This is a genomic window from Enterobacter sp. Sphag1F, from assembly GCF_014193275.1.
In the GTDB taxonomy this organism is placed as follows: Bacteria; Pseudomonadota; Gammaproteobacteria; order Enterobacterales; family Enterobacteriaceae; genus Pantoea; species Pantoea symbiotica.
In genome coordinates, this window is sequence record NZ_JACHZD010000002.1 from 763,577 (window position 1) to 784,674 (window position 21,098).

General features: G+C 55.7%; 19 protein-coding genes. 1 reads left to right on the forward strand and 18 read right to left on the reverse strand.

Going from position 1 to position 21,098, the window contains the following annotated elements; genetic code table 11:
• Window positions 1-166: 166 nt before the first annotated feature.
• From sucD to sdhC, 8 genes are all read right to left on the reverse strand, one after another.
• Complete coding sequence (gene sucD, locus FHW71_RS09055) at window positions 167-1,042, reverse strand: succinate--CoA ligase subunit alpha (protein WP_179451570.1); 876 nt, start codon at window positions 1,040-1,042, stop codon at window positions 167-169.
• Window positions 1,042-2,208 carry an ADP-forming succinate--CoA ligase subunit beta gene (gene sucC / locus FHW71_RS09060; protein ID WP_007890646.1) on the reverse strand — a complete coding sequence of 389 codons (1,167 nt, stop codon included), beginning with the start codon at window positions 2,206-2,208 and terminating at the stop codon, window positions 1,042-1,044. Before sucC ends, sucD begins: the two co-directional genes overlap by 1 nt.
• A gap of 60 nt (window positions 2,209-2,268) precedes the next feature.
• Complete coding sequence (gene odhB / locus FHW71_RS09065) at window positions 2,269-3,492, reverse strand: 2-oxoglutarate dehydrogenase complex dihydrolipoyllysine-residue succinyltransferase (protein WP_008107373.1); 1,224 nt, start codon at window positions 3,490-3,492, stop codon at window positions 2,269-2,271.
• Window positions 3,493-3,507: 15 nt separating this feature from the next.
• Window positions 3,508-6,315: a 2-oxoglutarate dehydrogenase E1 component gene (gene sucA, locus FHW71_RS09070; RefSeq protein WP_008107371.1), complete on the reverse strand. Its 2,808-nt coding sequence runs from the start codon at window positions 6,313-6,315 to the stop codon at window positions 3,508-3,510.
• A 205-nt stretch (window positions 6,316-6,520) separates the two neighbouring features.
• A complete protein-coding gene (locus FHW71_RS09075; RefSeq protein ID WP_008107369.1) occupies window positions 6,521-7,237 on the reverse strand; it encodes a succinate dehydrogenase iron-sulfur subunit in 717 nt (238 codons plus the stop codon).
• 14 nt (window positions 7,238-7,251) lie between these two features.
• Window positions 7,252-9,018: a succinate dehydrogenase flavoprotein subunit gene (gene sdhA / locus FHW71_RS09080; RefSeq protein WP_036649196.1), complete on the reverse strand. Its 1,767-nt coding sequence runs from the start codon at window positions 9,016-9,018 to the stop codon at window positions 7,252-7,254.
• Window positions 9,019-9,366, reverse strand: a complete 348-nt coding sequence (gene sdhD, locus FHW71_RS09085; protein WP_008107364.1) for a succinate dehydrogenase membrane anchor subunit — start codon at window positions 9,364-9,366, stop codon at window positions 9,019-9,021. It lies immediately after the preceding gene.
• Window positions 9,360-9,749, reverse strand: coding sequence for a succinate dehydrogenase cytochrome b556 subunit (gene sdhC, locus FHW71_RS09090; RefSeq protein WP_013508296.1), 390 nt, complete (start codon window positions 9,747-9,749; stop codon window positions 9,360-9,362). Before sdhC ends, sdhD begins: the two co-directional genes overlap by 7 nt.
• A gap of 637 nt (window positions 9,750-10,386) precedes the next feature.
• On the opposite strand from sdhC, the gene FHW71_RS09095 reads away from it, so the two are divergent.
• Window positions 10,387-11,670: a citrate synthase gene (locus FHW71_RS09095; protein WP_008107361.1), complete on the forward strand. Its 1,284-nt coding sequence runs from the start codon at window positions 10,387-10,389 to the stop codon at window positions 11,668-11,670.
• Window positions 11,671-12,107: 437 nt separating this feature from the next.
• On the opposite strand, the gene nei is transcribed toward FHW71_RS09095, so the two are convergent.
• The 10 genes from nei to FHW71_RS09145 form a co-directional block, all read right to left on the reverse strand.
• Window positions 12,108-12,896, reverse strand: a complete 789-nt coding sequence (gene nei, locus FHW71_RS09100) for an endonuclease VIII (protein ID WP_179451572.1) — start codon at window positions 12,894-12,896, stop codon at window positions 12,108-12,110.
• Window positions 12,897-12,907: 11 nt separating this feature from the next.
• Complete coding sequence (pcp, locus tag FHW71_RS09105; RefSeq protein WP_008107000.1) at window positions 12,908-13,555, reverse strand: pyroglutamyl-peptidase I; 648 nt, start codon at window positions 13,553-13,555, stop codon at window positions 12,908-12,910.
• 7 nt (window positions 13,556-13,562) lie between these two features.
• Window positions 13,563-14,579 carry a DUF979 domain-containing protein gene (locus tag FHW71_RS09110; protein WP_179451574.1) on the reverse strand — a complete coding sequence of 339 codons (1,017 nt, stop codon included), beginning with the start codon at window positions 14,577-14,579 and terminating at the stop codon, window positions 13,563-13,565.
• A complete protein-coding gene (locus FHW71_RS09115) occupies window positions 14,579-15,307 on the reverse strand; it encodes a DUF969 domain-containing protein (protein WP_008107005.1) in 729 nt (242 codons plus the stop codon). The genes FHW71_RS09110 and FHW71_RS09115 overlap by 1 nt, the downstream gene beginning before the upstream one ends.
• 58 nt (window positions 15,308-15,365) lie before the next feature.
• Window positions 15,366-16,103, reverse strand: a complete 738-nt coding sequence (gene pxpA / locus FHW71_RS09120) for a 5-oxoprolinase subunit PxpA (RefSeq protein WP_154181394.1) — start codon at window positions 16,101-16,103, stop codon at window positions 15,366-15,368.
• A complete protein-coding gene (gene pxpC / locus FHW71_RS09125) occupies window positions 16,093-17,025 on the reverse strand; it encodes a 5-oxoprolinase subunit PxpC (RefSeq protein ID WP_179451576.1) in 933 nt (310 codons plus the stop codon). The genes pxpA and pxpC overlap by 11 nt, the downstream gene beginning before the upstream one ends.
• Window positions 17,019-17,675, reverse strand: coding sequence for a 5-oxoprolinase subunit PxpB (gene pxpB, locus FHW71_RS09130; RefSeq protein ID WP_179451578.1), 657 nt, complete (start codon window positions 17,673-17,675; stop codon window positions 17,019-17,021). Before pxpB ends, pxpC begins: the two co-directional genes overlap by 7 nt.
• 162 nt (window positions 17,676-17,837) lie before the next feature.
• Complete coding sequence (locus tag FHW71_RS09135; RefSeq protein ID WP_179451580.1) at window positions 17,838-18,581, reverse strand: type 2 GTP cyclohydrolase I; 744 nt, start codon at window positions 18,579-18,581, stop codon at window positions 17,838-17,840.
• Window positions 18,582-18,599: 18 nt separating this feature from the next.
• Window positions 18,600-20,027, reverse strand: coding sequence for a deoxyribodipyrimidine photo-lyase (gene phrB / locus FHW71_RS09140; protein ID WP_179451582.1), 1,428 nt, complete (start codon window positions 20,025-20,027; stop codon window positions 18,600-18,602).
• Between the two features lie 12 nt (window positions 20,028-20,039).
• Window positions 20,040-20,996 carry a 2-thiouracil desulfurase family protein gene (locus FHW71_RS09145; RefSeq protein WP_008107017.1) on the reverse strand — a complete coding sequence of 319 codons (957 nt, stop codon included), beginning with the start codon at window positions 20,994-20,996 and terminating at the stop codon, window positions 20,040-20,042.
• Between the last annotated feature and the right edge of the window lie 102 nt (window positions 20,997-21,098).

Sequence of the window (21,098 nt, forward strand, 5' to 3'; positions counted from 1 at the left end):
AATTGTTTGACAAAGATCCAGCGTCTTTTCCCTTCTTTACCCTGATGACAGAGTAAGCATAGCCGCTGTTTTTGAAACCGTTACGCTTTTTTCCCCTGTTTTCGGCGGGTTATTACCAAAAAAAAAGCCACCCGAAGGTGGCTTTTCCATATCAGTCAGGACTGGCTTATTTGATTGGCAGAACCGCTTTAACCGCGTCGCCAATGTCTGCCAGGCTGCGAACGGTTTTCACACCGGCCGCTTCCAGCGCAGCAAATTTCTCGTCAGCAGTACCTTTACCACCGGCAATGATGGCGCCTGCGTGGCCCATACGCTTGCCTTTCGGTGCAGTCACACCCGCGATGTAGCCGACAACCGGCTTGGTCACGTGTGCTTTGATGTAGGCTGCTGCTTCTTCTTCCGCGCTACCACCGATCTCACCGATCATCACGATCACTTCGGTCTGTGGATCTTCCTGGAACAGTTTCAGGATGTCGATGAAGTTAGAGCCTGGGATCGGGTCACCACCAATACCTACGCAGGTTGACTGGCCGTAGCCGATGTCAGTGGTCTGCTTAACGGCTTCATAAGTCAGCGTACCTGAACGCGATACGATACCGACGCGGCCCGGCTGGTGAATGTGGCCCGGCATGATACCGATCTTACATTCGCCTGGCGTGATCACGCCTGGGCAGTTCGGGCCGATCATACGTACGCCAGCTTCATCCAGTTTCATTTTCACGGTCAGCATATCCAGCGTTGGGATACCTTCGGTGATGGTGATGATCAGTTTGATGCCCGCATCGATCGCTTCCAGAATACCGTCTTTGCAGAACGGCGCTGGAACGTAGATAACGGTGGCGGTTGCGCCGGTCGCTTCTACTGCTTCACGCACGGTGTTGAACACCGGCAGGCCGAGATGCGTGGTGCCACCTTTGCCTGGCGTTACACCGCCAACCAGCTGCGTACCATAGGCCAGCGCCTGCTCAGAGTGGAACGTCCCTTGACCACCGGTGAAACCCTGGCAAATGACTTTGGTGTTTTTGTCGATCAAAATGGACATTATTTACCCTCCGCTGCAGCTACAACACGCTGTGCAGCGTCTGTCAGGCTGGTTGCTGCAATGATGTTCAGACCGCTGTCCGCCAGTTTCTTAGCGCCCAGCTCGGCGTTGTTACCTTCCAGACGTACCACAACTGGTACGTTCACACCCACTTCTGCCACTGCACCGATGATGCCGTCTGCGATCAGGTCGCAACGGACGATGCCGCCGAAGATGTTAACGAACACGGCTTTTACCGCATCGTCAGACAGGATGATTTTGAAGGCTTCGGTCACGCGCTCTTTGGTTGCGCCGCCGCCAACGTCCAGGAAGTTTGCTGGCTCACCACCGTGGTGTTTCACGATGTCCATGGTGCCCATTGCCAGACCGGCGCCGTTCACCATACAGCCGATGTTACCATCCAGCGCAACGTAGTTCAGTTCCCACTGCGTAGCGTGTGCTTCACGTGGATCTTCCTGGCTCGGATCGCGCATTTCACGCAGTTCCGGCTGACGGAACAGTGCGTTGCCGTCTGCACCCAGTTTGCCATCGAGGCAGATCAGGTCGCCCTGCTTAGTGATCACCAGCGGGTTGATCTCAACCATCGCCAGGTCGCGCTCGAGGAACATGGTCGCCAGACCCATAAAGATTTTGGTGAATTGGCTAACTTGCTTACCGGTCAGGCCGAGTTTGAACGCCAACTCGCGGCCCTGATACGGCTGTGGACCCGCTAATGGATCCAGCGCCATTTTGTGGATCAAGTGTGGCGTTTCTTCTGCCACTTTCTCAATCTCAACACCGCCTTCAGTCGAGGCCATGAAGATCACGCGACGAGTCGCACGGTCAACAACCGCACCCAGATACAGCTCCTGATCGATATCAGTCGCGGCTTCAACCAGAATCTGATTTACCGGCTGACCGTGCGCATCAGTTTGATAGGTCACCAGACGTTTGCCCAGCCAATGCTCAGCAAAAGCACGAATGTCTTCTTTGCTGTTAACCACTTTCACGCCACCCGCTTTACCGCGGCCACCGGCATGAACCTGACATTTCACTACCCACGGACCTGCGCCGATTTTAGACGCGGCTTCTTCAGCTTCACGTGGCGTGGTGCAGGCGTAGCCTGTCGGTGCTGGCATGCCATAGCGTGCAAACAGCTGCTTCGCCTGGTATTCATGTAAATTCATGATGTTCTATCCATTCAGGTATGAGTTTGGGCGCGCCTTCACACCGCGCGCCCGGCGAAATTAGACGTCCAGCAGCAGGCGAGCTGGATCTTCCAGCATCTCTTTCACCGCGACCAGATAGCCAACGGATTCACGACCATCAATCAAACGGTGATCGTAAGAGAGCGCCAGATACATCATTGGCAGAATCACTACCTGACCATTGACCGCCATTGGGCGATCTTTGATGGCGTGCATGCCCAGAATCGCGCTCTGCGGTGGGTTGATGATTGGTGTAGACATCAGCGAACCAAACACACCACCGTTGGTGATGGTGAAGTTACCGCCGGTCAACTCTTCAACCGTCAACTTGCCGTCACGGCCTTTCACCGCCAGCTCTTTAATTTTCTTCTCAATGTCGGCCATGCTCAGCGCATCAACATCTTTCAGCACTGGCGTTACCAGACCACGCGGAGTAGAAACCGCAATGCTCACATCGAAATAGTTGTGGTAAACCACATCTTCGCCATCAATTGACGCGTTCACTTCCGGGAAGCGTTTCAGCGCTTCAACCACTGCTTTGATGTAGAAGGACATGAAGCCCAGACGCACGCCGTGGCGCTTCTCGAACGCGTCGCCGTACTGCTTGCGCAGATCCATGATTGGCTTCATGTTGATTTCGTTGAACGTGGTCAACATCGCGGTGCTGTTTTTCGCTTCCAGCAGACGCTCGGCAACACGCTTACGCAGACGCGTCATCGGTACGCGTTTTTCGCTGCGGTTAGCCACAGCGGCCTGCGGTGCAGCAGCAGCGGCTGGCGCTGGTGCGGCTTTGCCACCGTCGGCTTTCTTCGCCAGATGTTTTTCCACATCTTCACGCGTCAGACGGCCGCCAACGCCGGTGCCTTTGATCTGGCTGGCATCGAGGTTGTTTTCAGCAATCAGACGGCGAACCGCTGGGCTGAGCGCGTCGTTGCTCTCTTCTTCCAGAGAAGCGGTTTGACGCTGTGCTGGTGTCGACTCTTTGCTTTCCGCTTTTGCCGCAGTCTCTTTCCCGCCGCTGTTGCCCTCTTTCAGACGGCCCAGAATCTGACGAGAAGTGACGGTAGCGCCTTCATCTTCCAGCACGGCTTCCAGAATGCCGTCCGCTGAAGCAGGCACTTCCAGCACCACTTTGTCAGTTTCAATCTCTACCAGTACTTCATCGCGGCTCACGGAGTCGCCGGGTTTTTTGTGCCAGGTTGCAACCGTTGCGTCCGCTACGGATTCAGGCAAATCGGGAACGAGAATTTCTACGCTACTCATTTTCTTTCCTTTTTATTAACCAAGGTTCAGCGCGTCATTAACCAGGTCTTGCTGCTGTTTTTGATGTACGGACATGTAGCCCACGGCCGGTGAAGCAGAAGCCGGACGGCCTGCATAACGCAGTGACGCACCAAATGGAACCACTTCGCGGAAATGATGCTGACTGCAATACCATGCGCCCTGATTCAGTGGCTCTTCCTGACACCACACGAAATCCTGCACATGAGCATAGTTTTTCAATACGTCCTGCACGACTTTGTGCGGGAACGGATAGAGTTGTTCGATACGCACGATAGCCACGTCGGTCTGCTCGTTTTTACGACGCTGCTCCAGCAGATCGTAATAAACCTTGCCCGAACACAGCACGACGCGTTTAACCTGCTGCGGATCGAGATCGTCGATCTCACCAATCGCCGGCTGGAAGCTGCCAGTGGCCAACTCTTCCAGGCTGGAAATCGCCAGCGGATGACGCAGCAGTGATTTTGGTGACATGACGATCAGCGGACGGCGCATACCGCGCAGCGCCTGACGACGCAGCATGTGGTAAACCTGCGCTGGCGTTGAAGGCACGCACACCTGCATATTCTGTTCAGCACAGAGTTGCAGATAACGCTCCAGACGCGCTGAGGAGTGCTCAGGACCCTGACCTTCATAACCGTGCGGCAGCAACATTACCAGGCCACACATACGGCCCCATTTCTGCTCGCCGGAGCTGATGAACTGGTCGATCACCACCTGCGCACCGTTGGCGAAGTCGCCGAACTGCGCTTCCCAAATGGTCAGCACGCGCGGTTCTGCAGTGGCGTAACCGTATTCGAAGGCCAGTACCGCTTCTTCAGACAGCACGGAATCCCACACTTTGAACTGACCCTGACCGTTATGGACATGGTGCAGCGGCGTGTAGGTTGAGCCGTTGGTCTGGTTGTGGATCACTGCATGACGGTGGAAGAAGGTACCGCGACCGGTATCTTCACCGGAAAGACGTACCGGAATTCCTTCGTCAACCAGCGTGGCGTAAGCGAGGTTTTCTGCACCGCCCCAGTCGAACGCTTTGTTGCCTTCGGCCATCTCTTTGCGATCGTTGTAGATCTTGGCCACGCGGGACTGCACTTCTACCGATTCCGGTACGCTGCTGATGCGGCGCGCCAGTTCCTGCAAGCGTTTCAGTTCCACGGTTGCCGGGTAGCTTTCATCCCACTCGTGGTTCAGATATGGCGACCAGGTGAACGAATGCAGGCTCATCGGACGCCATTCCGGCACCACGCATTCGCCTTCATCCAGCGCGTCGCGGTACAGGTTAACCATCTCGGTGGCATCTTCGGTGGTCGCAACACCTTCGCTTTCCAGCTGATCGGCGTAGATTTTACGCGGCGTTGGATGCTTTTTGATTTTCTGGTACATCAACGGCTGAGTTGCACTTGGCTCGTCGGCTTCGTTGTGGCCGTGACGGCGGTAGCACACCAGATCGATGAACACATCACGTTTAAAGGTGTTGCGATAATCCAACGCCAGGCGAGTCACAAACGCCACCGCTTCTGGATCGTCCGCGTTAACGTGGAAAATCGGTGCCAGCACCATCTTGCCGATATCAGTACAGTACGGCGTAGAACGCGCATCTTTCGGGTTGGAGGTGGTGAAACCAACCTGGTTGTTAATCACGATGCGAACGGTACCGCCCACTTCGTAACCACGCGCCTGCGACATGTTCAGGGTTTCCTGCACCACGCCCTGGCCAATCACTGCAGCATCACCGTGAATGGTGATTGGCAGAACTTTGTTGCTGCTTGGCTCGGCCAGACGATCCAGACGCGCACGCACCGAACCCATTACTACCGGGCTCACGATTTCCAGATGCGACGGGTTGAATGCCAGCGCCAGATGCACCAGGCCGCCCTCGGTTTCCACGTCAGACGAGAAGCCCATGTGGTACTTCACGTCGCCGGTGCCGAGGTGTTCTTTGTGCTTGCCAGAGAACTCGTCAAACAGATCCTGCGGCTTCTTACCTAAGACGTTGATCAGTACGTTCAGACGACCACGGTGCGCCATACCCAGCACCACTTCGCGCGTACCGCTCTTGCCGGCGTGACGAATCATCTCACGCAGCATTGGCACCAGCGCATCACCGCCTTCCAGCGAGAAGCGCTTCGCTCCCGGGAATTTCGCGCCCAGATATTTTTCCAGGCCTTCTGCCGCGGTCAGCTCTTTCAGGAAACCTTTTTTCTCGTCGCTGCTGAAAGACGCGTGGCCCACCACCGATTCCAGACGCTGCTGAATCCAGCGCTTCTCGTCGGTGTTGTTGATGTGCATGTACTCTGCACCAATCGAGCCACAGTAAGTCTGCTGCAGCGCCGCAAACAGATCCGCCAGCTTCATAGTCTCTTTGCCGATAGCAAAAGAACCTACGTTAAAGCTTTCCTGAAAATCGGCGTCGGTCAGATCGTGATAAGCCGGATCGAGGTCGGCTACCGTGTCCTGTTTCCACAGGCCAAGCGGATCGAGGTTGGCATGCTGATGGCCGCGGAAGCGGAACGCATTAATCAGCTGCAGCACTTTAACCTGTTTGGAGTTAGTTGCCGGATCGGTCACGGTTGATGTGTAACGCGTGGCGTCTTTAGCCAGGCGGCGGAAGTAATCACGCGTGGTGGAGTGAAATTGCTCAGGTTTCACGCCAGTGCCCGGCAGCTGTTGGAACAGCTCGCGCCACATGTCATCAACTGAGTCAGGATCGGTCAGGAAATCCTCATAGAGTTGCTCTATGTAAGATTGGTTCGCGCCGGCCAGCCAGGAGGAGTCCAGCCAGGGTTTCATCGCGCTGTTCTGCATTGTGATCCCTTAAGCATTAATCTGCTTTTTATGAGGTTTCATTTTTTACCGCTTACGCGGCTTGCCGTAGTGAGTTCAGCGATACGAACCTGTGCGCTACCGGCGCCTGGCTCGTAAGGGAACCTTTATAAGCGTGGTCAGCACCGCGCTTATAGAGGCTTCCGTAAACATCCGGGAACCTAAGTTCCCGGAGAGTGACTTTCTATTACGCCCCGCGTTGCAGCAGCATCGACTTAATATGGCCGATGGCGCGCGTTGGGTTTAGGCCTTTCGGGCACACGCTCACACAGTTCATGATGCTGTGACAGCGGAAAACACTGAAAGCATCGTTTAGATTGTCGAGACGCGCATTGGTTTCCGTGTCGCGGCTGTCGATCAGGAAACGGTAAGCGGCCAGCAGGCCAGCCGGACCAACAAACTTGTCCGGATTCCACCAGAACGACGGGCACGACGTTGAGCAGCAGGCGCAGAGAATACACTCGTACAAACCGTCCAGATGCTCACGCTCAGCAGGGCTCTGTAAATGCTCGCGCGCCGGTGGATTTTCCCCATTATTCAACAGGAAAGGCTTAATCTTCTCATACTGTGCATAGAATTGTCCCATGTCTACCACGAGGTCGCGGATCACCGGCAAACCTGGCAGTGGACGGATAACAATTTTCTTCGTGCCGTTGCCCAGCGCAGAGATTGGCGTGATGCATGCCAGACCGTTTTTACCGTTCATGTTCAAACCATCTGAACCGCACACGCCTTCACGGCATGAGCGACGGAAAGCCAGCGTTGGGTCTTTCTCTTTCAGACGGATCAGCGCATCCAACAGCATCATGTCGCGACCATCTTCCGACTCCAGCGTGTATTCCTGCATACGCGGTTTGTCGTCGACTTCCGGGTTGTAACGATAGATAGAAAATTCGAGTCTCATGATGATCTCCGCAATTAGTAGGTACGCGCTTTCGGCGGGAAGGCCGCACGCAGTTTCGGTTGCATGTTCACCTCACGGCGCGTCATGCTTTCCGTCTGCGGAACATAGAGACTGTGGCACAGCCAGTTTTCATCATCGCGATCCGGGAAGTCGAAGCGGCTATGCGCGCCACGGCTTTCGGTACGGAAGTTGGCGGCGACAGCAGTGGCGTAAGCGGTTTCCATCAGGTTATCCAGCTCGAGGCACTCGATACGCTGGGTGTTGAAGTCCGGCGAACGGTCATCAAGACGCGCCGATTTCAAACGCTCACGAATCACTTTCAGCTCTTCCAGACCTTCACGCATCGCATCGCCATCGCGGAATACTGAGAAGTTGTTCTGCATGCAGCGCTGCAGCGCTTTACGGATTTCAACAGGATCTTCACCGGTGGTGTTATTTTCCCAACGGTTGAAGCGCGCCATCGCTTCATCAAGATTTTCCTGCGTGGCTTCACGCAGTTCGCCCTGCTCTTCAATACACTCCAGCAGATGCACACCGGCTGCGCGGCCGAACACCACAAGGTCGAGCAGCGAGTTGCCGCCGAGGCGGTTAGCGCCGTGTACCGATACGCAGGCGATTTCGCCGACAGCAAACAGACCCGGAATCACCTCATCCTGGCCCTGCTCGTTCACGCGCAGCGCCTGGCCGGTCACTTTGGTCGGCACGCCGCCCATCATGTAGTGGCAGGTTGGGATCACCGGAATCGGTTCTTTAATTGGGTCAACGTGCGCAAAGGTACGCGACAGCTCAAGGATGCCTGGCAGACGCGATTCCAGTACATCGGCACCGAGATGGTCGAGCTTCAGTTTAATGTGCGGACCCCAAGGGCCATCGCAACCGCGACCTTCACGGATTTCTACCATCATTGAACGTGCAACCACATCACGACCCGCCAGATCTTTGGCGTTTGGCGCGTAACGTTCCATGAAGCGTTCACCGTGCTTATTCAGCAGGTAACCACCTTCACCACGGCAACCTTCAGTAACCAGCACGCCCGCACCGGCAATACCGGTTGGGTGGAACTGCCACATTTCCATATCCTGCACCGGCACGCCTGCGCGCAGCGCCATACCAACGCCATCACCGGTGTTGATGTGGGCGTTAGTGGTGGACTGGTAAATACGGCCCGCGCCGCCGGTCGCCAGAATGGTGGCCTTGGCTTTGAAATAGACGGTTTCGCCGGTTTCCATGCAGATAGCCGTACAGCCGACAATCGCACCGTCTTCGTTTTTCACCAGATCCAGCGCATACCATTCGGAGAAGATGGTGGTTTTGTTCTTAAGGTTCTGCTGATAAAGCGTATGCAGCAAGGCGTGGCCGGTACGGTCAGCAGCCGCAGCGGTACGCGCCGCCTGCTCACCGCCGAAATTCTTCGACTGACCACCAAACGGACGCTGATAGACGCGGCCGTCATCAAGACGGGAGAAAGGCAATCCCATATGTTCCAGTTCCAGAATCGCTTCTGGACCGACATGACACATATATTCGATCGCGTCCTGGTCGCCGATAAAGTCGGAACCTTTGACGGTATCGTACATGTGCCATTCCCAGTTATCGTCATGGGTGTTACCCAGCGCGACGGTAATACCGCCCTGCGCCGATACAGTATGGGAACGGGTTGGGAAAACTTTGGATAACAGGGCACAAGTCTGGCCCGATTGGGAGATTTGCAAGGCGGCGCGCATACCTGCGCCACCTGCGCCGATCACCACGGCATCAAATTCTCTGACTGGCAAACTCATTTACACACCCCACACCACAACAAATCCATAAATTGCGTACGACAGCAGCGCAACCACAATCACAAACTGCAGCAGCAAACGGGTTGCTACTGGTTTCACGTAGTCAGTCAGCACTTGCCACATTCCAATCCAGCCATGGATGAGAATCGAGAACAGCGTCAACATGGTGAACACTTTAGTGAAGGCGGATGAGAAGAAGCCATGCCAGACGTCATACGTCAGCGTGCCTGTCATCACGACAAAACCGAGGATGTAGATGATGTAAAGCGTCATTAAGATTGCAGCAGCACGCAGTAACAGCCAGTCATGGATACCGTTGCGTCCTAATGCAGAAGCATTGCTTACCATACGAGGACTCCAGCCAAAATTGAGAGCACGACAGTGATAACAAAAGCCGCTTGCGCGGAACGGGTTCCCACCTGCAGGGTTTCTTCCATAAAGCCAAAATCAGCCAACATATGACGAATACCGCCCACGACGTGATACGCCAGCGCAGTTAAAATGCCCCACATGATGAATTTGGCGAAGAAGCTATCCATGATGGATGCCGCTTGCAGGAAGCCTTCAGGAGAAGAGAGGGAGAGACCCAGTAACCAGAGCAGAATTCCGAGAGCGACAAAGGTGATCACGCCGGAGACGCGGTGGAGAATGGACGATATTGCAGTAACGGGAAACCGGATCGTCGAGAGATCCAAGTTAACAGGTCTTTGTTTTTTCACGGTTTTGCCCACACAGCTCTTTTTTATTTTGCTTCCTCCGGTCCTGAGTTGCATCAGAGACACAGCGTGTGTTCAGACTGCAACCGCCACCAAAATAGCAACATCCAGTGTTAAATAAAGCGGGTAAAACGCTGGGTGGCTCCTGGTGTCAGGGTGTTCCGGAGACCTGGCCGCAGTATAGGAGGATCACATTCTGATTACAATTCCCCTACAATCTCTTTGGTCACATTTAGGCTGAACAGTGATCACCTTCACGAATTTCACAATTTATACATTTTTAATTATCTGATTTGACAAAGAATCAACATTTCAGTTACAAACAATCGCATTAAAGCCCTATGATGCACAAAAGTTATGGGGATACACTTTCCCCTAAGCTCAAGTTATGTAACATTGCCAATACAAGTTATATAAAGCATCAGGTTATTGGTTACCAAGAAGTTATGTCGTGACAGGAACTTTAACATCCTCGATGTGCAGCATGTCATGCCCCGATGCCACCGAATGGCCCAAATTCAGCGTTTACTCTGTAACCTTGCCTAACCAACGTTACCGTAGAGTGATGCTGGGAAGATTGTGGTTTTATGCAACATGGAGGCTATTCTGGTGTCTAAGATCCTTACCTTAAAGGCGCTATGGAGACGAAATAATGACAGATAAAAAAGTGACGCTAACCCTACAAGATAATACGTCTGTTGAACTGGACGTGATGCAAGGCACGCTGGGACAAGATGTTGTTGATGTCCGCGCCCTTGGCTCTCAAGGCCTGTTCACCTTCGATCCCGGCTTCACCTCTACGGCGTCCTGCGAATCTAAAATCACCTTTATTGATGGTGACGAAGGTATTCTGTTACACCGTGGTTTCCCGATTGATCAGCTGGCAACCCACTCAAACTATCTCGAAGTGTGTTACATCCTGCTGAATGGCGAAGCCCCGACCCAAGCCCAGTTCGAAGAGTTCCGCACCACCGTTACCCGCCACACCATGATCCACGAGCAAATCACCCGACTGTTCCACGGCTTCCGCCGCGATTCGCATCCAATGGCAGTGATGTGTGGTGTGACCGGTGCGCTGGCGGCGTTTTATCACGACTCTTTAGACGTCAACATTGAACGTCACCGTGAAATCGCTGCGTTCCGCCTGCTATCGAAAATGCCGACCATGGCGGCGATGTGCTACAAGTACTCGATTGGCCAGCCGTTTGTGTATCCGCGTAACGACCTCTCTTATGCCGGTAACTTCCTGCATATGATGTTCGCCACGCCGTGCGAAGAGTACAAAGTGAATCCAGTACTGGAACGCGCGATGGACCGTATTCTGATTCTGCACGCCGACCATGAGCAGAATGCTTCAACTTCTACCGTGCGTACCGCAGGCTCTTCAGGCGCGAACCCGTTTGCCTGTATCGCCGCCGGTATCGCTTCACTGTGGGGACCGGCGCACGGCGGTGCTAACGAAGCGACACTGCGCATGCTGGAAGAGATCAGCACCGTAGATCACATCCCTGAGTTTGTTAAACGTGCGAAAGATAAGAACGATTCGTTCCGTCTGATGGGCTTCGGCCACCGCGTGTATAAAAACTACGATCCACGTGCCACCGTGATGCGCGATACCTGTCACGAAGTGCTGAATGAACTGGGCATGAAAGATGATCTGCTGGAAGTGGCGATGGAGCTGGAACACATCGCCCTGAACGACCCGTACTTCATCGAACGTAAACTCTATCCAAACGTCGATTTCTATTCAGGCATCATTCTGAAAGCGATGGGCATCCCGTCTTCCATGTTTACCGTGATCTTCGCGATGGCGCGTACCGTGGGCTGGATTGCACACTGGAAAGAGATGCACGACGAAGGCATGAAAATCGCCCGTCCGCGTCAGCTGTATACCGGTTACACCGAGCGTCCATTCACCTCGGCGCTGGATAAATAAGAGAAAGGCGGCCATCTGGCAACGCCGATTAGTTAAGCGCAGAGCGACTTTCGTTCGCCATGTGCTAAGCAGTTGCAGCACTTTGGTGCGGCGACCGAGCAGAGGGCGTCATGGCCACGCCCTCTGCACTCCCGGGCCCTGCGCCAGCCCAACCCGCCGCTGCGCGGTCCCTTCACTCATTCACGATTCCTGACGGACCGGTGTCGATTCGCTCCTGCTCAACGCCACCTCTCGCCGCATCCATGCGGCTCGCCCTGGAATCCCTCAATCGTTCAGCGGTTTGGGATGTCGCCTCAACACCCGCGCTTTAGCAACAATATGTTTTATAAACTCACAATCGCTACAAACTCCGTAGGGTCGCCATTTATGGCGACCTGGTGCGCATAAATGCGCACCCTACGAAAACCAGGCACCAGCGTTAGGCACTGAACGCAGCGCTACAACTGGCATCCCGGACACCAATAAAACGGCCGCGATGACAGCACGCTCTTCTCAATCACCGCTCCACATCGCCGACACTTTTTGCCCTGCCGATGAAACACCTCGAAGCGAAACGCTGCCTCTTCGTGATATTTCTTCATACTGCCACGCATCTGATACGACAAACGCGGCACCGCCAGCATCGCTTCACTCAATGCCGTCAACTGCTGCTCGCTGAGATCCTGCGCCCGATGTGACGCCAGCAATCCGGCGTGCCACAAAATCTCCACGCGCAGATAATTGCCGAGGCCAGCTAAAAAGGCCTGATCGAGCAGCAAGCCGCTGAACTGGCGACGACGAAAACGCGGCGACAGCAAACGCTCGCGCACCTCTTCCACCGTTAAACTGGCATCCAGCACATCCGGGCCTACACGTTGCAAAAACGGATGCGCCGCTAAGGTATCAGCATTGAGCAGCTCAATATCCGATGCGCTATACAGCAAAATGGTTTTATCCGCGGTAGCGAGCCGCACACGCAGCTGGCGCGTAGTATTCGGCTGCGTGCCGGTTGGCACCACGCGCCACAAGCCGTACAGCTGATTGTGGCTGTAGAGCGTTAGCCCGTTGGAGAAGTGGGTGAGCAGCGCTTTACCGCGCGTTTCGAAGGCGTTGATGGTGGCATCCATCAACGCCGGTTCGTAGGTTTTCAGCTGTGGAAAGGCAAACCACACATCGGTGAGTGGTTTGCCGACCATTGCCTCTGCCAGCTGATCCGCCGCGCGGCGGATCTCCGGTCCCTCAGGCATAACAACTCCTGTTAATGCGTGGCGCCACCGACGACGCGGATATCATTTTCGGTACTCAGAATCACCTGCAGCGAAGTTTCAAGCGCCTGAATCACGCTAGACGTCGCCATGCTGGCCACGCCCGGATGGTGCACCGCTTGTTCCGGCATATACGGGATGTGAATAAAACCGCCGCGCGCCTTGCTGTTGGTGGTGTGGATCCAGTGCAGCAGGCTGTACATCACGTGATTACAGGTGAAGGTGCCGGCAGTTTGCGATACCGAAGCCGGCACGCCCACTTCGCGCAGCGCGGCAACCATCGCTTTAATCGGCAGCGTGGAGAAATAGGCCGCCGGGCCATCCGCTTCAATCGGTTGGTCGATAGGTTGCTGCTGGTTGTTATCCGGAATACGTGCGTCGTCTACGTTGATTGCGACACGTTCAACCGTAATATCGGCGCGGCCGCCAGCTTGCCCAACACACAACACGCGATCGGGTTGAATCTCGTCCAGCGCGCGCGTCAGCACTTCACCGCAGGTGGCAAACACCACTGGCAACTGGCGTACCACAATGCGCGCACCGGCGATCTCTTTGCCGTCGAAGGTGCGCACTGCTTCCCATGAAGGGTTGATAGTTTCGCCACCAAAAGGCTCAAACGCCGTCATTAACACCGTTTTCATTGCAACCTCACAAGAACATCAGGAAGTAGAGCAGGAAAATATTCACTACCAACAGTAGCACACCGGTTGGCACCTGAGCCTTGATCACCGCGTTGCGGTCCGGCAGCTCCAGCAGGCGCGCTGGCACGATGTTGAAGTTGGCCGCCATCGGCGTCATCAGCGTGCCGCAATAGCCAGAGAACATCCCAATCGCCGCCATCACTGCCGGATTGCCGCCGTGTTGCAGCACCAGAATCGGAATACCAATGCCGGCGGTCACAATCGGGAAGGCAGCAAAGGCGTTGCCCATTACCATGGTTAACAACGCCATGCCACCCGCATACACCGCGACGGCAATCAGGCGATTATCCACCGCCAGATACTGCTCGGTGAGGTGCGAAATCGCCGTGCCAACACCGGCGCTGGTGAATAGCAGGCCAAGCGTGGCCAGAATCTGCGGCAGGATAAATGCCCAACCCACCGCATCCAGCAGGCGACGGGTTTCCTGCATCGACTGCAGCGGCTTTTCATGGGTAATTTTCAACGCGATCAGCCAGCCCAGCAGGCAGCCAATCATCATGGAGAACAGCGTCACCAATGTGGAGTGATTGCCGGGACCAAACACGCGGTCCTGCAAGCCGGGAATATGGTTAAACGCCAGCACGCCAATCACCGTGACCAGCGGAATCGCCAGCGCTGGCAGGAACAGTTTGTTATGCAGGCGTTTAGCGCTCTCCTGTTTCTGCTCATCGCTACGTTGATGGTAACGACCCAGACGCACGCCACCGAAACCAGCAATTAACGCCATCAACACCACGGCCACGCCCACGCCGATATGCAACCAGCGGCGGCCCAGTTCGGCATCGCCCGCCCATTGTCCCATCAGCTGGTAAGCACCCTCACCAATCAGGAAAATCAGACCATACAATGCCCAGAACAGCCCGGTGGTAAAACGACGCGGGTTAGCGCTGTCACGCCATGAAAGTACGGCAACCACCAGCAGGATCACGCCTGCCAGCCACATCAAATATTGTTGCTGGAACATTACTTCCCTCCTTTGGCGTTCAGCGCCTGCTGGTTCAACGCGCCCAATTCACGCGACAGCTGGCGATCAAGACGCACCAGACGGGCTGAGTGAATGAGGAAAGCACAAAGAGCGGTCGGGATGCCCCACAACGCGATATGCAGCGGTTCGGTGCTGATACCAGCAGATTCCTGCATGAAGTTATGCATGAAGATAATCGCGCCAAAGGCAACGAAGATATCCTCGCCAAAGAACAGACCGATGTTATCGGTCGCCGCAGACATGGCGCGCAGACGATGGCGCACGTCTGGCGGGACGTCACCGTAACGGTTTTCGGTAGCGCCTTCAGCCATCGGCGCCAGCAGCGGACGTACCATCTGCGGATGGCCGCCAAGACTGGTTAAGCCCAGCGCGGCGGTGGCTTCACGCACAAACAGGTAGACGATCAGTAAGCGGCCGGCGGTAGCGGTTTTGATCTGCGCGATCCAGCTTTGCGCACGCTCTTTCAGACCATGACGCTCCAGCAGCCCGATAACGGCCAGCGGCAGCAGCAGAATCAGCGGCAGGTTGCGCGTATTGAGGAAGCCTGAGCCGAGTTTTTCCAGAATGTCTGCCAACGGCAGATGCGCCGCCAGCCCGGTGACGAAGCCCGCCACAATCACTACCAGCACCGGGTTAAAGCGCAGCACAAAACCCAGAATGATGGCGGCAATACCCAACAGCGGCCAGAGGTTTACCACGTTATCCATGTTGTTCCCTTATGTGAATAGACAAAGCCCGGCGTGATGCCGGGCAATGAGTAAAACGTTATGCGCTGGTGACAGCAATCTGATGTGTCGCAAATGCCGCACGCAGCGTGCGGGCGAACTGCAGCGCGTGTGCGCCATCGCCGTGTAAACAGACGGTTTCGGCGTTGACCTTGACCCATTCTCCGCTGATGCTCTGCACCTGGCGCTGCTGTACCATCGCCAGCGTTTGCGCCAGCGCCTGATCGGCATCTTCAATCATCGCGTGCGGCTGGCTGCGTGGCACTAACGCCCCGCTCGCCAGATAGCCGCGATCGGCAAATACCTCTTCGCGGGTGCGCAGACCATGATGCGCCGCCGCGGCAATCGACGCGCTGCCCGCCAATCCCACCAGAATCAATCCGCTATCCACGGCTTTCACTGCGCGCGCAATGGCATCCGCCAGTTGTGGATCGCCCGCCGCCTGGTTGTACAGCATGCCGTGCGGCTTGACGTGCACCAGCCGTTCGCCTTCGCTCTCCGCAATGCTTTTCAACGCACCAATCTGGTAGATCATCTGCGCATATACGGTTTCCGGCGGCAGCTGCATGGCGGTACGACCAAAGTTTTCCCGATCGGGGAAACTTGGATGGGCACCAATCGCCACGCCAGACGCTTTGGCCCAGCGCACCGATTGCAGCATGGTTTGCGCATCACCGGCGTGAAAGCCGCAGGCGATATTGGCTGAACTCACCAGCGTCAGCAGTTCCTGATCGCTGGCGCTGCCTTCGCCGAGATCGGCGTTAAGATCAATCTTCATGTGCCAATCCCCATGCTATTTGGTCGAACGAACGTTGTTGATGCTGTTTGGCGTGAATCGCGTCTTCCAGCGTGCAGTGGATAAAGTGAATCGGTTCGCCGAGGCGAATTTGCGCCAGATGATAGAGATCGGCTTCGATGATGCAGGCAATGCGCGGATAGCCGCCGGTAGTTTGTGCGTCCGCCATCAACACAATCGGCTGACCATTAGGCGGCACCTGCACCACGCCGGGTACTAAACCGTGCGACAGCAAATCGCGCGTTGCATCGCGATGCAGTTGACGCCCCTGCAGGCGATAGCCCATGCGGTTACTTTGCGGACTGAGCTTCCACGGACTGCGCCAGAAACCCTGCTGCGCCTCTCGCGAGAACTCGTTATATTCCGGGCCCGCTAAGGCGCGGATGCGGTTGCCCCACAGCAGCTGACGCACGCCGGCTTTATCTTTGAAGTCGCGCGTCGGTTTGCCCAACGGCAGTTCGTCGCCGTCCTGCAGCTTACGTCCCTGCCAGCCACCAAACGCCGCCTTGAGATCGGTACTCACCGAACCAAGCATTTCCGGCACGGCAAAGCCACCGTTGACCGCCATATAGCTGCGCATGCCGCGCGTTGGCGTTGCCAGCGTCAGCACCTGCCCTTTTTTCACCGGCAGACGCCAGCCGGTCCAGACCGGTTTGCCATCCAGATCGGCATTGCAGCCCGCACCCGTCAACGCAAACCAGCCATCGCGGGTAAACTGCGCTTTAAATTGTCCCAGCACGATTTCCAGCACCGCGCTCTGCTCGGGGTTGCCCACCAGCATATTGGCGGTGCGCATTGCCGGTTGATCGAGCGCGCCGCCCACGCTGATGCCATATTGGCGGAAGCCGGTGCGGCCGTGGTCTTGCAGCGAGGTCATCATGCCCGCGCGGAGAATTTTCAACATACGCCCTCCTGCTGCGGCACAAAGCGCACGCTATCGCCGGGGCGTAACAGTGTCGGTGGATGCTGAAGTGGATCGAACAGGCTAAGCGGTGTGTGACCAATCAGTTGCCAGCCGCCAGGCGCGGCTAACGGATAGATGCCGGTTTGGCTGCCGCCGATGCCCACTGAGCCGCTCGGCACAATCACGCGCGGCTCAGCACGGCGCGGCGTGTGTAAACGCTCATCCAGGCCGCCGAGATAGGGGAAACCAGGCTGGAAGCCGATGAAATAGACCACGTAATCGATGCTGCTGTGCAGTTCTACCACTTGCTTTGGCGTCATGTTGGCGCGATCCGCCACCACCTGCAGATCAGGCCCGCCCGAGCCGCCGTACACCACCGGGATTTCAACCCGACGCGATTCCGGCAGCTGCGCTTCGCTCTCTTCCCACCAGCGCTGCAAACGCTCAATGGCGTCCAATGCATTGAGTTGCGGATCGCGCAGCAGCAACGTCAGGTTGTTCATTCCAGGAATCACTTCCTCTACCTGCTCGTTCTGCTGCAGTCGCTGACACAATCCCCAGATGCGCTGCTGACTGGTCAACGAAACCGGCGGTTCCAGTTCCAGCACCACCGCGCGCTCACCTAGCAGATAACAACGTGCTCGTTGCAAAAACAACCTCCTGGTCAAATTCAAAACATAACGTAGGGTCGCCTTTCATGGCGACCGGGCAACTCGTTTATGCGTAAAGGCAATAAGTTATGCGAAAGTGACAGAGATGTGTCAACAGATTTGCGCCCTTAAACGCAGGTTAAGGGCGTGAGAATGGAAGAATCAGGCAGGATTATCGATGTCTATAAAGGTCACATCAAGGCCATGATGGGCGGCTAACCATTCGCCCAGTGCCTTGATCCCGCCGCGTTCGGTCGCGTGGTGTCCGGCGGCAAAAAAGTGCAAACCTTGTTCGCGCGCGCTGTGGATGGTTTGCTCAGAAACTTCGCCGGTAATAAAGGCATCAACGCCAAAGGCTGCTGCGCTATCGATAAAACCCTGACCGCCGCCGCTGCACCAGGCAACGCGCTTGATCAATGCCGGCGCGTTATCGCCGCAGTGCAGCGGTGTGCGACCTAATCGCTGGGCAATTCTCTGCGCCAGCGCCGCGCCACTCACTGGTTCTGCCAGCTCGCCCCACGGCACCAGCGGCTGAATCTCGCCTTTCACTTCAATATCAAACAGGCGCGCCAGCTGCGCGTTATTACCCAACTCGGGGTGCGCGTCCAACGGCAGATGCCAGCCATATAGGTTGATATCATTGGCCAGCAGCGTACGCAGACGCTGGCGCTTCATGCCTTTAATCACCGGCGCTTCGCTTTTCCAGAAGTATCCGTGATGCACCATCACCGCATCGGCGTTGCGCTTCACCGCTTCATCCAGCAGCGCCTGGCAGGCGGTGACGCCGGTGATGATGGTTTTGACCTCGGCGCGTCCTTCAACCTGCAAACCGTTCGGCGCATAGTCGCTGAAGGCGCTGTTGTTCAGTTGCTGATTGACGATCTGTTCTAACTCGACATTATTCATTACGGCTCCCTGACCGCCTCAAGCCGCGCTGCGAGCGCGCTCAAAGGCGTCTAGTGTCTTTTTACGTGCGTCCTTATGTTCCACGATTGGCGCGGGATAATCGAGTTTCTTGTTATTTTTCTGCGCCCACACCTGCGGCTGATGGATATCGCTGTCGGGCACTTCCTTTAATTCCGGCAGCCACTGACGGATAAACGCGCCCTGTTTATCAAAACGCTCGCCCTGCGTGGTGGGATTGAAGATACGAAAATAGGGCGCGGCATCGGTGCCGGTTGACGCGGCCCACTGCCAGCCGCCGTTGTTGGCAGCCAGATCGCCATCGATCAGCTGCTGCATGAAATAACGCTCGCCTTCACGCCAGTCGATCAACAGATCCTTCACCAGGAAACTAGCGGTAATCATGCGCAAGCGATTGTGCATCCAGCCGAGCGTGTTGAGCTGGCGCATGGCTGCATCAACAATCGGATAGCCGGTTTTACCCTGCTGCCAGGCTTTGAGATGCGCTTCGTTTTGCTGCCAATCCACGTTGCGCGTCCAGTCGACAAACGGCTGATGCTTACATAGCGCGGGAAATGCCACCATCAGATGACGATAGAACTCGCGCCAGATCAATTCGTTCAGCCAGGTAAAAGCCTTGCCCTCGTTAAGCGCGTCGGGATGCTCTTTCAATACGCGATGCAGACACTGACGCGGCGACAACACGCCAATCGCCAGATAGGCCGATAAACGACTGGTGCCGTCAATGGCTGGCAAATCACGTTGATCCGGATAATGTTGCACCGCCTGTTTGGCGAAGTGGCGCAGCTGTTTTAACGCGGCCTCTTCCCCTGCCTGGAACACGCTGTCATCAAAAGCTTCACAGGGATAATCAAAGGCGGGGATCTTCTTTTTGATGCTGACGGGCGCGCCATCACGCGCTTTCGGCGCGTGATAACACTCCGGCAAGCCCTGATGCAGGCGACGAACAAAGGCTCTGCTGAACGGCGTGAATACCTTGAACATGGTGTTACTGCCGGTTTGCACGCTGCCCGGCGGCAACAGCAGGCTGTCGTCGAATCCCTGACAAATCACGCCCTGCGCATCCAGACGTTTCTCCGCCCTGGCATCGCGTTCCCGTTCGTTGATTTCGTACTGATAGTTGTAGAACAGCGCATCAACCTGCTGCTGCTGGCAAAATTCCGCCAGGTGATCAATCGAAGCGGCAAAGTCATCACACTGATGGAAGTGCAAAGGAATGCCGCGTTCGGCCAGCGATGCCTGCAACAAAAGGAGATTTTGCTGGATGAACGCCGCCTGCTTAGGTGCCATGTGGTGCTGCTGCCACTGCTGTGGTGTGGCGATAAACAGCGCAATCACTGTAGCCTGGCTATCGCGGCAGGCAGCGGCCAGCGCCATGTTGTCATTAATGCGCAGATCGTTACGCAACCAAACTAAATGGGTGGTCATAAAGCCCCGAAATTATTGTCCGTAGCGCAAACGCAGCGCTTCCGGATAAGGATCAAAGTAGCGCTGTTGTGCCAGCCACGGATGCGGATATTCCGCCATGTAGTGTTTCAGCATGGTGATCGGTGCTAACAGTGGCTGCACGCCAAGACGATAGCGATCAATCAGTTGCGCCAGCTCCTGACGCTGCGGCGAACTCAGCTGTGGACGGAAGTAACCTTGGACATGCATCAGCACGTTAGTGTGATTGCGTCGTGATGCCTGATGTGACATCAGGTGCATCAGGCGATTGCGGTACTCAAAGGCGTAATCCTCCAGCGAATCCCACTGATCCATCGCCGCGACAAAACGACCCATTTCGCGATACTCATCCTGCGCGTGAGAAAGCAGTAGCAGTTTGTAACGACTGTGGAAGGCCATCAGCTTGTGACGTGATAATCCGCTGCGCCACATTTCGTTGAATTCATGCAGCGCGTAAACGCGGCCAATAAAGTTTTCACGGATAGCGTCATCGTGCAAACGACCATCCTCTTCCAGCGGCAGCCACGGCATCTCTTTCTGCAGGAATGCAGTAAACATGCCGGTGCCTGCTTTACGGTTGTTGTTGGTTTCAGGCTCGTAAACGCGGACGCGTTCCAATCCACAGCTTGGCGATTTGGCACACAAAATGTAGCCGCACAGATGATGCAGCGACTTGACCCGCTCAGCGGACCAGCGCTGCATCTCTTCTGTCACCTCTTCGCCGCCATCTTTACTGAAACAGAGATGGATATTTTCATCGCTCTCTTTTACCAGCCGCAAAGCCGGACGCGGCGTCGGCAAGCCAATCGCCATTTCGGGGCATACAGGTTCAAAGCGCACAAATGGCACGAGTTCGTCGGTGGCGAAGGCAAAACGTTTGTGGCCGCCATCAAATCGGACGTTATCTCCGAGCAGGCAAGCGCTGATACCAACAGGAATTTTCTCGCTCATACTTGTACAACCTCAGAAATCTTGTAGAGGTTTTAAGTGTAGCTGAAATGCGCGGGGATAACAGCGCTAACGCGCGGTGGGCGTGAATTTATCGATAAAAAA

Bases quoted from the DNA above. Each gene is read 5' to 3' on its own strand.
- FHW71_RS09075 (WP_008107369.1), bottom strand. From the start codon at position 7,237: ATGAGACTCGAATTTTCTATCTATCGTTACAACCCGGAAGTCGACGAC.
- FHW71_RS09115 (WP_008107005.1), bottom strand. From the start codon at position 15,307: ATGGATAACGTGGTAAACCTCTGGCCGCTGTTGGGTATTGCCGCCATC.
- pxpC (WP_179451576.1), bottom strand. From the start codon at position 17,025: ATGTTGAAAATTCTCCGCGCGGGCATGATGACCTCGCTGCAAGACCAC.
- sdhD (WP_008107364.1), bottom strand. From the start codon at position 9,366: ATGGTAAGCAATGCTTCTGCATTAGGACGCAACGGTATCCATGACTGG.
- sucA (WP_008107371.1), bottom strand. From the start codon at position 6,315: ATGCAGAACAGCGCGATGAAACCCTGGCTGGACTCCTCCTGGCTGGCC.
- FHW71_RS09145 (WP_008107017.1), bottom strand. From the start codon at position 20,996: ATGAGCGAGAAAATTCCTGTTGGTATCAGCGCTTGCCTGCTCGGAGAT.
- pcp (WP_008107000.1), bottom strand. From the start codon at position 13,555: ATGAAAACGGTGTTAATGACGGCGTTTGAGCCTTTTGGTGGCGAAACT.
- phrB (WP_179451582.1), bottom strand. From the start codon at position 20,027: ATGACCACCCATTTAGTTTGGTTGCGTAACGATCTGCGCATTAATGAC.
- sdhA (WP_036649196.1), bottom strand. From the start codon at position 9,018: ATGAGTTTGCCAGTCAGAGAATTTGATGCCGTGGTGATCGGCGCAGGT.
- FHW71_RS09135 (WP_179451580.1), bottom strand. From the start codon at position 18,581: ATGAATAATGTCGAGTTAGAACAGATCGTCAATCAGCAACTGAACAAC.
- pxpA (WP_154181394.1), bottom strand. From the start codon at position 16,103: ATGAAGATTGATCTTAACGCCGATCTCGGCGAAGGCAGCGCCAGCGAT.
- FHW71_RS09095 (WP_008107361.1), top strand. From the start codon at position 10,387: ATGACAGATAAAAAAGTGACGCTAACCCTACAAGATAATACGTCTGTT.
- FHW71_RS09110 (WP_179451574.1), bottom strand. From the start codon at position 14,579: ATGTTCCAGCAACAATATTTGATGTGGCTGGCAGGCGTGATCCTGCTG.
- sucC (WP_007890646.1), bottom strand. From the start codon at position 2,208: ATGAATTTACATGAATACCAGGCGAAGCAGCTGTTTGCACGCTATGGC.
- nei (WP_179451572.1), bottom strand. From the start codon at position 12,896: ATGCCTGAGGGACCGGAGATCCGCCGCGCGGCGGATCAGCTGGCAGAG.
- sucD (WP_179451570.1), bottom strand. From the start codon at position 1,042: ATGTCCATTTTGATCGACAAAAACACCAAAGTCATTTGCCAGGGTTTC.
- odhB (WP_008107373.1), bottom strand. From the start codon at position 3,492: ATGAGTAGCGTAGAAATTCTCGTTCCCGATTTGCCTGAATCCGTAGCG.